Genomic DNA, 13,627 nt, shown 5'->3' with positions numbered 1-13,627 from the left:
TCAATGTCCGTCCTTGCCCGAGCCTTCACCAGCCGACCCGCCACCCTGCGGATCATGCGGATGGTGCTGGTTGTAATGTGCGAGCGCCGCATCCGGGTCTTCCTTCTCACCGCCGAATTTCGCGCGGATCACGACGAAGAACATCGGGATCATGAAAATCGCGAGGAAGGTCGCCGTCAACATCCCGCCGATCACGCCGGTACCGATCGCGTGCTGGCTGGCCGAACCCGCACCGTTACTGATCGCGAGCGGCATCACACCGAGAATGAACGCGAGCGAGGTCATCAGGATCGGGCGCAACCGCAGGCGCGCCGCTTCCAGCGCGGCCTCGATCGGCCCCATGCCTTCGCTCTGCTGCAGCTCGCGGGCGAATTCCACGATCAGGATCGCGTTCTTCGCCGACAGCCCCACCGTGGTCAGCAGACCCACCTGGAAGAACACGTCGTTCTCGAGCCCGCGCAGCGTGGCGGCGAGCAATGCACCCAGCACGCCGAGCGGCACCACCATGATCACCGAGAACGGGATCGACCAGCTTTCATACAGCGCGGCGAGACACAGGAACACGACGAGGATCGAGATGCCGTACAGAATCGGCGCCTGCGAACCGGACTGGCGTTCCTGCAGCGACAGACCCGTCCATTCGTAGCCGATACCCGCGGGCAGCTTCGCCGCGATCGCTTCCATGGCCGACATCGCCTGGCCGGTACTCTTGCCAGCGGCAGCGGCACCCTGGATTTCGACCGCGGAAATGCCGTTGTAGCGTTCGAGCTTCGGCGAACCGTAGGTCCAGATGCCTGAAGCGAACGAACTGAGCGGCGCCATCCCGCCTGCGGTGTTGCGCACGTACCAGTTGCTCAGGTCCTCCGGATTCATCCGGAACGGCGCGTCGCCCTGCACGTACACCTTCTTGATCCGGCCGTCGGTATCGAGGAAGTTGTTGATGTACTGCGAGGCCCACGCGATCGAGAACGTCTGGTCGATCGCCGACAGCGACACACCCAGCGCAGCCGCCTTTTCGTGATCGATCGAGATCTTGAACTGCGGCGTATCGTTCAGGCCGTTCGGACGCACGAGCGCCAGCGACGGATCCTTCGCCGCCATGCCGAGCAGCATGTTGCGCGCCTCCATCAGCTTCGCGTGGCCCAGACCGCTACGGTCCTGCAACTCGAAGTCGAAGCCCGACGCCGTACCCAGTTCCGGAATGGACGGCGGATTCACCGGATACACCAGCGCATCCTTGTACGACGAGAAGTGCATGAACATCCGGCCGATCAGCGCCTGCACCTTCTGGTTCGCGTGCTGGCGGTGCGCGTAGTCCTTCAGCTTCACGAACACGAGACCGGCATTCTGACCACGGCCCGCGAAGCTGAAGCCGTTCACTGTGAACGCCGATTCGACGATGTCCTTTTCCTGCGTCAGCACGTAGTCCGATACGTCCTTGAGGGCGTGCGCCGTGCGCTCCTGCGTCGAGCCGGCCGGCGTTTGCACCATCACGAACATGATCCCCTGGTCTTCATCCGGCAGGAACGACTTCGGCAGCCGCACGAACAGCATGCCCACCGCGACGATCACCACCAGGTAGATGATGAGCCAGCGGCCCGAGCGCTTGATCACGTGATGCACGCCGGAGTGATACTTGTCGCGGCTCGTTTCGAAAGTCCGGTTGAACCAGCCGAAGAAACCCTTCTTCTCTTCGTGATGACCCTGCGGGATCGGCTTGAGGATCGTCGCGCACAGCGCCGGCGTGAGAATCAACGCGACCAGCACCGACAGCACCATCGCCGCCACGATCGTCAGCGAGAACTGCCGGTAGATCGCCCCGACCGAGCCGCTCGAGAACGCGACCGGCACGAACACCGCCGACAGCACCAGCGCCACGCCGATCAGCGCACCGGTGATCTGGCCCATCGCCTTGCGGGTTGCGTCGCGTGGCGACAACCCCTCTTCGGCCATCACCCGCTCGACGTTCTCCACCACCACGATCGCATCGTCCACCAGCAGGCCGATGGCCAGCACGAGACCGAACATCGACAGCGTGTTGATCGAGAAACCCACCACGCTCATGACCGCAAACGTACCCAGCAGCACTACCGGCACGGCGATCGTCGGAATCAGCGTCGCGCGCAGGTTCTGCAGGAACAGGTACATCACGAGGAACACGAGCACGATACCTTCGAGCAGCGTCTTCACCACTTCTTCGATCGACAGGCGCACGAACGGCGTCGTGTCATACGGGTACTTCACGACGAGGCCGTGCGGGAAATACTTCGACAGCTCGTCGATCTTCGCCTTCACGTTCTTCGCGGTCTGCAGCGCATTGGCGCCCGTCGCGAGCTGAATGCCGAGACCGGCGGTCGGCTGACCGTTGTAGTGCGTGTCGAAGTTGTAGTTTTCACCGCCCAGCTCGATGCGCGCGACGTCCTTGATGCGCACCTGCGAGCCGTCCTGGTTCACCTTCAGCAGCACGTTGCCGAACTGCGCAGGCGTATTGAGCAGCGTCGCCTCGGTAATGGTCGCCTGCAGCATCTGGCCCGGCACCGAAGGCGTGCCGCCGAGCGAGCCGCCCGCCACCTGCACGTTCTGCGCCTGCAGCGCGGTCTGGACATCGACCGGCGTCAGACCGAAGTTGTTCAGCTTCACCGGGTCGAGCCAGATCCGCATCGCGTACTGCGTGCCGAACAGCGTCACGGTGCCCACGCCGTCGAGACGGCTGATCGAGTCCTTGACGTTCGACGCCACGTAGTTCGCGAGGTCGGTCCTGTTCATGCTGCCGTCTTCGGAAGTGAACGCCAGCACGAGCAGGAAGCTGCTGCTCGACTTGGTGACGTTGATCCCTTGCTGCTGCACGATTGTCGGCAGAAGCGGCGTGGCGAGCTGCAGCTTGTTCTGCACCTGCACCTGGGCGATGTCCGGATTCGTGCCGGCCGCGAACGTCAGCGTGATGGTCGCCGTACCGGAGTCGTCCGAGGTGGACGACAGGTACAGCAGGTGGTCGAGGCCGCTCATCTGCTGCTCGATCACCTGCGTGACGGTGTCTTCCACCGTCTTCGCCGACGCGCCCGGATAGACGGCGCTGATCTGCACCCCCGGCGGAGCGATGGTCGGGTATTGCGCGATCGGCAAGCTGAAGATCGACGCGATGCCCGCGAGCATCAGAATGATGGCGATCACCCATGCAAAAATCGGGCGATCAATAAAGAACTTTGCCATGTAACAGGCTCCCTGTTATTGCGCGGCCGATGCAGCGGAGGCCGGCTGGGCGCCGCTTGCCGCCGGCGCACCTTCAGCCGCAGTGCCGGATGCAGGCAGTTGCGCCGGAACCGTCTTGACCGCCATACCCGGACGCACCTTGTCGGTACCGAGCACGATCACGCGGTCACCCGGGTTCAGGCCGCTTTCGACCACCCAGTTCGGACCGTACGTCGACGACGTGACCAGCTGGCGCACGGCGACCTTGTCGTCCTGACCGACCACGAACGCAGTAGGCTGGCCCTTCGGATCATGCGTAATGCCCGTTTGCGGCACGACGATCGCGCGGTCGTTCACGCCTTCGTCGATGCGCGCGCGCACGAACATGCCCGGCAACAGCACGTGGTCCTTGTTCTGGAAGATCGCGCGGATCGTGACCGAACCGGTGCCCTGGTCGACCGTGACGTCGGTGAACTGCAGCTTGCCCTTCTCCGGGTAGGTGCGGCCGTCTTCAAGAATCAGCGTGACCTTCGCGGCGTCCGGCCCGTTCGTCTTCAGGCGGCCTTCCTGCACCTGGCGGCGCAGCTTGAGGCCGTCGAGGCTCGATTGCGTGAGGTCGACATAAACCGGGTCGAGTTGCTGGACCGTCGACATCAGCGTGGCCGCGCTCGCTTGCACATACGCGCCCGGCGTTACCTGAGAGATGCCGACTTGGCCCGTCACCGGCGAGACGACATCCGTATAGCCGAGGTTGATCTGCGCCGTGTCGACCGCGGCCTTGCCGGCGGCTACGTCAGCCGCTGCCTGGCCTTGCGCGGCGACCGCGTTGTCGTAGTCCTGCTTGCTGACCGCGTTGGCCGCGACCAGCACCTTGTAGCGGTTCGCTTGCGCGGTGGTCGACACGAGGTTGGCCTGCGCCTTGGCAAGCGTCGCCTTCGCGTTGTTCAACGTCGCGATGTACGGCGCCGGATCGATCTTGTACAGACGCTGGCCGGCCTTGACCTGGCTGCCTTCGGTGAACTCGCGGCGCAGCACGATGCCGTCGACCCGTGCGCGCACCTGCGCGACGAGGAACGCACTGGTGCGGCCGGGCAATTCAGTGACGACGGGCACCGTCGTCGGCTGGACGGTAACGATGCCCACTTCGGGCGTTTGTTGCGGCGGGGCCGATTGTTTTGGTCCGCACGCTGCCAGCAATACGGCAGCCGTCGCGGCACAGATTAAGCGGAATGGAACCCGTTCGACGCGCATGGAGCGACCTCTGTCAATGACTGAGAATGAAAAAGTGCGCGCATCCCTACCCCGGAGACGACAGCGCAACATGCGTCTTGCGACGCCTGACCGGAAACCCATGGATGCAAACCGAACCTGCAGGGGCATCCTGAGAGAAATGCGCCATACCGGGGAAATGCCGCACGACGCCGCCCGTCCGGGCACGGCATAAGAGCGTTTTGAAAGGCAACAGTGACGGATATTAACTGGTCGTCACGGCTTGGGCTATCCGATCGTGGGATGCTATTATATATACATTCACGAATGCATGTAAAAGTGCGTTTGCGTCTCTTGTGGGCGAGGGCCTGCAAGATCGACTCACAAAACGGTTAACTAAAGACAGATTGTCATTGAGCGCACTTAAAACCGCTCGGGAAAACCCCACAATCACGAAAGATCACACCAATATGGTCAGAAGAACCAAGGAAGAGGCGCAGGAGACGCGCAACAGCATTCTCGACGCGGCCGAACGGGTATTCTTCGAGAAGGGTGTATCGCGCACGTCGCTGGCCGACATTGCGCAAGCCGCCGGTGTCACGCGCGGCGCGATTTATTGGCATTTCGCGCACAAAGGCGATCTGTTTACCGAGATGTTCGACCGCGTGCTGCTGCCGCTGGACGAACTCAAGGCCGCCGCGCAAGACCCGAATGAGCCCGACCCGCTCGGACGCCTGATGGAAATCTGCACGGTCTGTCTGCGCGACACCACGAACGACCCGCGCCGCCGGCGCGTGTTCGACATCCTGTTTCTGAAATGCGAGTTCGTCGAAGATATGGGCCCGGTGATGGCCCGATATCAGACCAACATGCGCGAAGGGCTCACGAAAATCGAAACCGGTCTGCGCAATGCAATCGCCAAAGGGCAAATGCCGGCCGACCTCGACACGAAGCTGGCGGCGTCGATGGTGCATGCGTTCGTCAGCGGTGCGCTGCGCGACATGCTGTTCCTGCCGGACGCCACCGATTTCGCCGCGCATGCGGAGCAGATGGTCGAAGGGATGTTCGACGCGCTGCGGCTGAGCCCGGCGCTGCGCAAGGACCATGCGGCGCGGCGCTCCGATCGGTCAGCTACCTAGATAGATACGGCGGATTCCAGGCGGCGGGCGGGTGTGCATTCACGCAACCCGCCCGCCGCCGTTTACGCGTGCCTGCGCGTGCCGCTATGTGGGTGCCGCTATAGGATGAGTTACGGCTTCACGCCGCCACCGCTTCACACCGCCGCCTGGCTGGCGCGCGCCTTCTGGTTCGAAGCGTAGATATTGCTGCGTTCGAGCGGCGTCCCGCCCTTCACTGCCGCGATCCATTGCTCCGTGCTTGCCACCGCCGCGAAGCGCGACTGCAGCACGACGCTGAATACCCGATGAATGTCCTGCGCGCTCGCAAAGCCCGCACTGTTTTCGTACGGCACAGAGCCCGTCGCGTCGTGCAGGAATTCGACCGCGAGGCCCATGTGCAACGCGTGATTGATGGTCGAGGCGTCGCAGTTGTGCGTCATGTAGCCGACTACTGTCAGCGTGTCGATCTGCTGCGCGGCGAGCCAGTCAGCCAGATCGGTCCCGGTGAAGGCGCTCGGCAGCGACTTCTCCACGTAGTGATCGCGAGCGCGCGTGCCCACCAGCGGATGCAGCTCCGCGCCGTCGCTGCCGCGCGCGAACAGCGGCGAGGTGGCCGGCGCGAAGTTCTGCGCGACCACCACCGGCACGCCGGCGGCACGCGCCGCATCCATCGCGCGGCCGATGTTGGCGAGCGAGGTTCGCACATCCGGGTATTCGATCGGCAGATCGCCCGTCACGTATTCGTTCTGCACGTCGATGACGATCAGCGCGCGGCGTGGTGTGGTCATGGCAAGACTCCTGTCAGATAAGGCTCGCGCTGCGTGGCCCGGGATGGGCGCTGAACAGGCAGCGGCGATGACTGCATTGTTCGCTTGCCGCAGTCTTACGGAAAGTGACCCAAATGACAAGATTCGCTAGAATCGGGCCATCGTTGAATTTCATGGGATGGCAGATGACGGCACCGATCTCTTTATCAGCCGACGCGGCCGCCGCGCCTCGCCACATCGTCGCGGTGGTTGCGTTCAACCGCATCAGCCCGTTCCATCTTTCAGTGCCTTGCGTCGTCTTCGGCGAGGACCGCAGCGGCGGCGGCTTGCCCGACTTCGATTTTCGCGTGTGCGCGGCTGAGACGGGCGCGCTGACCACCACCGCCGGCTTCTCGATCGCCGTCACGCATGGGCTCGAAGCGCTCGCTGACGCCCAGACGATCATCGTGCCGAGCTGGCGCGATCCGGACGAAGCGCCCCCCGCGGCCCTGCTCGATGCACTGCGGGCCGCGCATGCACGTGGCGCGCAGCTGGTCGGCTTGTGTCTGGGCGCGTTCGTGCTGGCCGCCGCCGGCATTCTCGACGAGCGGCCAGCGACCACCCACTGGGCATGGGCCGACGATTTCGCGCGCCGCTATCCGCGCGTGCGCCTCGACCCCGACGTGCTCTACGTCGACGACGGCAACGTGCTGACCTCGGCGGGCACTGCCGCCGGACTCGACTGCTGTCTGCACGTGCTGCGCAAGATGTGCGGCGCGCAGGCGGCGAACCATGTGGCGCGCCGACTCGTGGTCCCGCCGCATCGGCAGGGTGGCCAGGCGCAATACATCGAGCAGCCTGTGCCGCCGAACGTGCGCGGCGACCGGTTGTCGGGCCTGCTCGATTGGGTCAGCGGAAATCTGGACGCGCCGCACACGCTCGACTCGCTCGCCGAGCGCGCGCTGATGAGCCGCCGCACCTTCACGCGGCGCTTCCGTCTCGCCACCGGCACGACCGTCGGCGCGTGGCTGCTGTCGCAACGGCTCGCCCGCGCGCAGCAATTGCTCGAAAGCTCGGACAAGTCGATCGAAGCCATTGCGGGAATCGCGGGCTTTGGCTCGACGGCCTCGTTGCGGCAGCATTTCGCGGAGGCGTTCCGCACTTCGCCGTCCGCGTGGCGGCGCGAGTTTCGCGGCGTATGAACGCGTATATGGAGACGCGTGAGAGCCTGCGGGGGCCGCAAAGGCCCCACGCAGCCAACAGCGTTTCGTAGCGAGTCACCGGGATTTCGTAGTCGCGCCGGCGCGACAGCAACAAGGCAGCGGCACGACGGCAACACGGCAGCGGAGCGGCAGCAGCGCGTCGGCGAGTTGAGTCGATCCGCGCCAAGCCGCGCCGTCAGTGCTCGCTGACCCAGCGCGCGACATACAGCAGCAGCGCGACCAGAAAAATCATCGCCGCCCACGCCCAGTAAGGGACCGCATGCGGATTGGGCTCGCGATGCGAAACCCCGTGCGAGGCGCTGGCGGCGCGCCCGGTCAGCGTATTGCCATGCTCGGGCGGGCGCGGACGCCGCGTGATGCCGCTGAGATTGATCGGCCGTAGAAAGACGTGCTGACGACGCGCCGACGAACCGCGCGCGCGGTTCGGCCCTTGCCCATGCTTGGCCCGGACAACCGCGCCGAATTCGGTGAAAAAGTCGTCAGCGAGACGATGCAGCGCGTTTTCGAGCTGCCGCGCCGGCAGCTCGGCGAGCGGCCCGGACGACGTCGCCCAGATCGTGTAATCGATCCGCGTGCCGCGCTCCCTGCCGATGCCGAGCGCGGCATCTTCCGCACGCAGCCTGACTTCGATCTGTCCGCGCAGCGAGCCGATGCCCTCGGCGCGAGCCTTGAAGTTGATGGTGCGGCGCTGCGCCTCCGCCGGCCCGGAGTCCTGGCCGGCGACATGCGCGCGCGCTTCGTAACGCGCGCGCAAAGGTCCAAGCGGCACGGTCAGGGTCAACGCATATTCGCCGCGGCCAAGCCGCGTGAACGACTCGCAGTTGTCGAGGCTGGCACGTAACAAAGCGAGATCCTGCAACGCGTCCCAAACGTCGGAAGGCGCGAGCGGAATTCTCAACGCGTCGTTCAGTTCCATGACAGCCTCCCCGATGAACGCGCGACTGCGGGATCAGGATGTCTGATCGATACGGTCGACGCGCGATGCGTAAAACGCGAGATACCCTTTGATCTGTTGCACCGCTTCGAGCGGTGTCTCATAGGTCCACACGGCGTTTTCGATCAGGCCGTCTTCGGTGCGCAAATGAAAGTACGAAGCATGGCCCTTGAACGGGCAATGCGAAGTATGCGTGGACCGTTCGAGCCGCGCCATGTTCACGTCGGCGCGCGGAAAATAGAACACGTCTGGCAGACCGGTTTCGGCGAGCGTCAAGGCTGCTTGCGTGTCGGCCATCGTGACGCCGCCGTGAATCACACGAACCCGGTGGTGGTTGCCGGTAATGACGACGGTGTGCCCGCCCGAGCTTGCGCCGGCGCCCGGGCTTGGGCTTCCGTGAGGTGTCAAGGCATCGCTCATGTCTCGGCTCCGTGATGATGTGTGGTCGTGCAAACAAAAAAAGCCGCGGGGCGCACCCGCGGCTTCATTATCAGCCAAACTCCGGCCGATTGCGCGGCCTTCCTGCGCTTTGCCGGACGATCCGCACGGCAAAAGGTCAGGAAAACCAGGCGATTACTGGATATTCCAGTAGAACGCAGCCTTGGCGCTGCCTTTGGCAGGGACCGTCACCGCCCTCGACTGGTCGCGATCCTTGTATTGCGCGTGAACGGTGTAGCGGCCCGGGCGCAGCTTGACCAGCATGTACGGTCCGCGCGACGTGGCGCTCAGCACCTCGCCGTTATGGGCATCGACCACCCGCACGTGGACGTCGGCGAGATAGTCGGAGCCGGGGCCCGTAAAACGCAACGACAGCGGCCACTGGTTTTGCGCCTGCTGCAACGCCTTCGATTCGTCGAGACCGACGCCGCCCGACACGAACGATACGTCGCCCTGCTGCTGAATTTGCGGCAGGCCGCCACCGTTGGCGTTGCCGGCGCTAGTTTCATCGGTGGTCGTGCCGCCTGCCACTTCGCTCGCCTGCTGCGCATAAGCGCCGCCCGCCAGACCGAGCGTGAGCGCTGCGCACACCGCAGCGGCTACGATCCTTCGCTGATTGCGTTGGGTTTTCATCGGTTCGCTCCCTTTAAGGTTCTCGCCATCCGGTCCCTCTGGAGAGGGCCGGATTGACTCAGAAGACGCAACCTGCATGCCAACAAGCTGGTCGCATCGCGCTCAAACCGCTGCTTCGCCGCGCCGGGTGGCGCTCGGCGAGATTTTCGATGGCGCCCGAAGCGGTAAAAGAAAGCCGGTCTGTCGGCAGTAAGTGCAACAGACCGGCAAGCGTTACTTCATGAACCTTGGCGAATTGGTCAGAGAATTGGCCAGAAACCGGGCCAAAACTTCGACCAACCATCAGACCAAAAGCAGGCCAAAGTCAGGTCAAAAATCAGCCAAGATCGACCGGCACAAAGATCTGCGCATTGTCGCGCTGGATCAGCAACGCGATGCTGTTGCCGGCGCCGGCGATCATCTGCTTCAGCTGATCGACGCTCGTCACCGGACGGCCGTTGACCGCGAGAATCACGTCGCCCGGCTGGATGCCGGCGCTTTCAGCCGCCCCGCCCGATTGCTGCACCAGCAGACCGTGCGACACCGACGCGCCGTTCTTCTCTTCCGGCGTGAGCGGCCGCACTGCCACGCCGAGACGGCCTTGCAACTGCGCCGGCTGATCGGCCTTGTCCGAGGCGAGCTTCGCATCCGACAGCGAGCCGATGGTCACCTTCAGATCCCTGGTGGCCTTGTCGCGCCACACCTGCACGGTGGCCGAGCTGCCCGGCGCGAGACCCGCGACCTGCGACGGCAGATCCGTCGAGTCGCCCACCGGCTCGCCGTTCACCGACAGGATCACGTCGCCCGGCTGCAAGCCGGCCTTGGCGGCCGGACCGCCCGGATCGACCGAACTGACGAGCGCGCCTTGCGGCTTCTGCATCCCGAACGAATCGGCGAGCGTCTGGTTCATGCCCTGCACCGCGACGCCGAGCCGTCCGCGGCTCACGTGGCCGGTCTTGACGATATCGTCCTTGACCTTGATCGCCTCATTGATCGGGATCGCGAACGAAAGGCCCTGGAAGCCGCCGGTCTGCGAGTAGATCATCGAGTTGATGCCGATAACTTCGCCTTGCAGATTGAACAGCGGACCACCCGAGTTGCCCGGATTGACCGGCACGTCGGTCTGGATGAACGGCGTGTAATTTTCGTTAGGCAGCGAGCGCGACTTCGCGCTGATGATGCCCGAGGTCACGGTGTTATCGAAACCGTAAGGCGAGCCGATCGCGACCACCCACTGCCCGACCTTGCTTTGACGCGGGTCGCCGATCTTCACGGTCGGCAGGTTGCTCGCGTCGATCTTCAATACGGCGACGTCCGACTGCTTGTCGGCGCCGATCACCTTGGCGCGGAATTCGCGCTTGTCGGTCAGCCGCACGGTCACGACGTTCGCGCCGTCCACCACGTGCGCATTGGTCAGGATATAGCCGTCATTGCTGACAATGAATCCCGAGCCCAGGCTCGCGCTCGGCTGATCCGGCGCATCGCCGCCGTCGCCGCCCTGCATGCCCGGCACGCCGCCGAAGAAGTGCTTGTAGAACTGGTAGAAAGGATCGCTCGGATCGATCGGCAACTGATTGCCGCCGCCCCCGTTACCGCCGCCGTTGCCACGCAGCGCGGCCTGCTTGACCACATGCTTCGCGCTGATGTTGACGACGGCCGGGCCGTAGGTTTCGACCAACCCGGAGAAATCGGGAATGCCTGTTTTCGCGGCGGCTTCGGCGGGCATCATCGCGGCTTGCGCCGGCGTGATGACCTGCGGCGCGGGAACGTCGCGATGTCCCGCCACATAACCGGCGGACAACGCAACGGCGAGCGCTACTGCTATAGCGCTACGGGACAAGGTTTTCGCGTTCATCGTGTACTCCTGACTGGGAGAGAGAGGCTTCTGGATGTCACGAAGCGTACGTGGCATCGCTTAAAAGAGTCTTAAGCAGCGCCAGATCGCTTGAGCCCTGATTTAGCCCGGTTTTAAGGCTGTTTTAAGCCTCTTTCCCTACAGGAAGCTGCACGTTCAGAAGCGAACGGTGACCTGCAATCCGCCCGCCCGCGATTCGTCGAGCGTCACCGCCGCGTGATGTTGCGTGGCGATGCGGCGCACGATCGCGAGGCCGAGGCCGGTGCCCGCCACGTCGGTGCGCACGCGGTTCGCGCCGGCGCCGGCGCGATAGAAGCGATCGAACACGCGATCGCGTTCGGACGGCTCGATGCCCGGCCCGCTGTCGGCGATCCGCACCACCGGGTGCCCGTCTTCCACATGCAGGCTGACGTCGACACGGCCGCTGCGCGGCGTGTACTTGGTCGCGTTGTCCACGAGGTTGTTGAACATCACACGCAGCGCGTCGGCGTCGCCGGTCACCCTGGCCGCCTCGCTCGCCTCGATGCCGAGATCGACGCCACGATTCTGCGCAAGCGGCGCGTAAGCCGCGACACAGTCACGCAGCAGCGCGCGCAGATCGATCGCGTCGCTGACGGTCAGACCGTCCGGCTCCGAACGCGCGAGCGCCAGCAACTGTTCGGCAAGACGCGTCGCGCGCGTGACGCCGGCTTGCAGATCGGTGAGCGCTTCATTGCGCGCCGTATCGTCTTTCGCGCGCGCCACCAGTTGCGATTGAATCTGCACGGCGGCGAGCGGCGTGCGCAGTTCGTGCGCGGCATCGGCGACAAAAGCTTTCTGAATGTCGAGCGCGGTGGCGAGCCGCTCGAGCAGGCCGTTCAGAGCGCGCACGAGCGGCTGCACTTCGAGCGGCAGGCCCTGATCGGGCAACGGATCCAACGCTTCCGGGCGACGCGCGTCGAGCGCGCTCGTCACGCGCCGCAGCGGCCGGAGCCCGCGCCCGACGATCATCCACACCGCAAGGCCCATCAGCGGCAGCAACACGATCAGCGGCCATAAGGTGCGCAGCGCGACATTCGCCGCCAGCCGGTTGCGCACGGACACCGGCTGCGCCAGCTGCACGACGTTATCGCCGACGATTGCGCCGTACACGCGCCAATCCCCACGGTCGGTATGCTCGGTGGAAAAGCCGAGTTCGGCACGCGGCGCAAGCGGCGCACGCGGACGCGAGTAGTACATCAGCACGCCGTTGCGATTCCAGATTTGCAGCACGATGCCTTCGTCGCCGGTGTCGCGCGAACCGAGCACTTGCGAGAATGGTTCCGACGGCAGCGCCGCGGCGATCTGCTCCAGCTGGTAATCGAACAGTTCGTTGGCTTCGGCGAGCGCCTGCCGGTAAATCAGCCAACCCGCAATGCCGACGCCGAGCAGCACCAGCGCCAGCAGCCAGAACAACAATTGACGGCGAATCGAACGCATCGGCTCAGGCGTCCTTCGCGATCATGTAGCCGAGACCGCGCACGTTGCGGATCAGATCCGCGCCGAGTTTCTTGCGCAGCGCGTGAATGTAGACCTCGACGGTATTGCTGCCGATTTCCTCACCCCAGCCGTACATCTTTTCTTCGAGCTGGCTCTTCGAGAGCACCGCGCCCGGCCGTGCGAGCAGCGCTTCGAGCAGCGCGAATTCACGCGCGGACAACGCGACCGGCGCGCCGTCGAGCGTGACCTGATGCGAGGCCGGATCGAGCGTCAGATTGCCGTGGCGGATCGTCGAATCGCTGCGGCCCGATTGCCGGCGAATCAGCGCGCGCATGCGGGCGCCGAGTTCGTCGAGATCGAAAGGTTTGACGAGGTAATCGTCGGCGCCGGCATCGAGGCCTTTGACGCGATCGGCGACCGCGTCGCGCGCGGTGACGATCAGCACCGGCAGCGCATGGCCGCGCGCGCGCAGCGTACGCAGCACGTCGAGGCCGTCACGTTTGGGCAGGCCGAGGTCGAGCAGCACCAGATCGTAAGGTTGGCTGGCCGCCGCGCTCAGCGCCGCCTCGCCGTCTTCCACCCAGTCGACCGCGAAGCCTTCGCCGCGTAGCGCTTTGCGCACGCCCTCGGCAATCATCCGGTCGTCTTCGACTAGCAAAATGCGCATGGCAGTACGGTCCTGAAACATTCATTGATGCCGCATTCTAGCGCCCGCCCCCGAGGTGCGCGTCGCACGACGCTTTTTCACCGCAGCCTCACGGCATGTCTCTACAATGGGCGCTTTGCGTCGCGCGGCTGAATGAATGCCCGTGCTCTACGCCCTGAAATCCTGCTTTTTCGCCCGT

General features: G+C 64.5%; 11 protein-coding genes. 2 read left to right on the top strand and 9 right to left on the bottom strand.

The window, feature by feature from the left end; translation table 11 throughout:
- Nucleotides 1-3,210, bottom strand: coding sequence for an efflux RND transporter permease subunit (locus AC3WLT_RS02960; RefSeq protein WP_492590442.1), 3,210 nt, complete (start codon nt 3,208-3,210; stop codon nt 1-3).
- 15 nt (nt 3,211-3,225) lie between these two features.
- Nucleotides 3,226-4,440, bottom strand: a complete 1,215-nt coding sequence (locus AC3WLT_RS02955) for an efflux RND transporter periplasmic adaptor subunit (protein ID WP_492590441.1) — start codon at nt 4,438-4,440, stop codon at nt 3,226-3,228.
- Between the two features lie 428 nt (nt 4,441-4,868).
- Between AC3WLT_RS02955 and AC3WLT_RS02950 the strand changes: the two genes are divergently transcribed.
- Nucleotides 4,869-5,537 carry a TetR family transcriptional regulator gene (locus AC3WLT_RS02950; protein ID WP_492590440.1) on the top strand — a complete coding sequence of 223 codons (669 nt, stop codon included), beginning with the start codon at nt 4,869-4,871 and terminating at the stop codon, nt 5,535-5,537.
- A gap of 134 nt (nt 5,538-5,671) precedes the next feature.
- Here the strand turns inward: AC3WLT_RS02950 and AC3WLT_RS02945 are convergent, their stop codons facing one another.
- Nucleotides 5,672-6,304, bottom strand: a complete 633-nt coding sequence (locus AC3WLT_RS02945; RefSeq protein WP_492590439.1) for a cysteine hydrolase family protein — start codon at nt 6,302-6,304, stop codon at nt 5,672-5,674.
- A 164-nt stretch (nt 6,305-6,468) separates the two neighbouring features.
- On the opposite strand from AC3WLT_RS02945, the gene AC3WLT_RS02940 reads away from it, so the two are divergent.
- Nucleotides 6,469-7,464: a helix-turn-helix domain-containing protein gene (locus tag AC3WLT_RS02940; protein ID WP_492590438.1), complete on the top strand. Its 996-nt coding sequence runs from the start codon at nt 6,469-6,471 to the stop codon at nt 7,462-7,464.
- A 196-nt stretch (nt 7,465-7,660) separates the two neighbouring features.
- Here the strand turns inward: AC3WLT_RS02940 and AC3WLT_RS02935 are convergent, their stop codons facing one another.
- From AC3WLT_RS02935 to AC3WLT_RS02910, 6 genes are all read right to left on the bottom strand, one after another.
- Nucleotides 7,661-8,401: an SRPBCC family protein gene (locus AC3WLT_RS02935; protein WP_492590437.1), complete on the bottom strand. Its 741-nt coding sequence runs from the start codon at nt 8,399-8,401 to the stop codon at nt 7,661-7,663.
- A gap of 33 nt (nt 8,402-8,434) precedes the next feature.
- A complete protein-coding gene (locus AC3WLT_RS02930; protein ID WP_492590436.1) occupies nt 8,435-8,839 on the bottom strand; it encodes a DUF427 domain-containing protein in 405 nt (134 codons plus the stop codon).
- A gap of 153 nt (nt 8,840-8,992) precedes the next feature.
- Complete coding sequence (locus tag AC3WLT_RS02925; RefSeq protein ID WP_492590435.1) at nt 8,993-9,490, bottom strand: carboxypeptidase regulatory-like domain-containing protein; 498 nt, start codon at nt 9,488-9,490, stop codon at nt 8,993-8,995.
- A 316-nt stretch (nt 9,491-9,806) separates the two neighbouring features.
- Nucleotides 9,807-11,324, bottom strand: a complete 1,518-nt coding sequence (locus AC3WLT_RS02920) for a DegQ family serine endoprotease (RefSeq protein WP_492590434.1) — start codon at nt 11,322-11,324, stop codon at nt 9,807-9,809.
- 156 nt (nt 11,325-11,480) lie between these two features.
- Nucleotides 11,481-12,782: an ATP-binding protein gene (locus AC3WLT_RS02915; protein WP_492590433.1), complete on the bottom strand. Its 1,302-nt coding sequence runs from the start codon at nt 12,780-12,782 to the stop codon at nt 11,481-11,483.
- A 4-nt stretch (nt 12,783-12,786) separates the two neighbouring features.
- The gene (locus AC3WLT_RS02910; protein ID WP_115098934.1) at nt 12,787-13,449 is read right to left on the bottom strand and encodes a response regulator; all 663 of its coding nucleotides are present in this window, start codon (nt 13,447-13,449) and stop codon (nt 12,787-12,789) included.
- Between the last annotated feature and the right edge of the window lie 178 nt (nt 13,450-13,627).

Source organism: Paraburkholderia sp. FW306-2-2C-D06C (assembly GCF_058781505.1).
The sequence above is the reverse complement of the archived record's forward strand: the minus strand, read 5'-3'. Positions and strand labels throughout refer to the sequence as shown.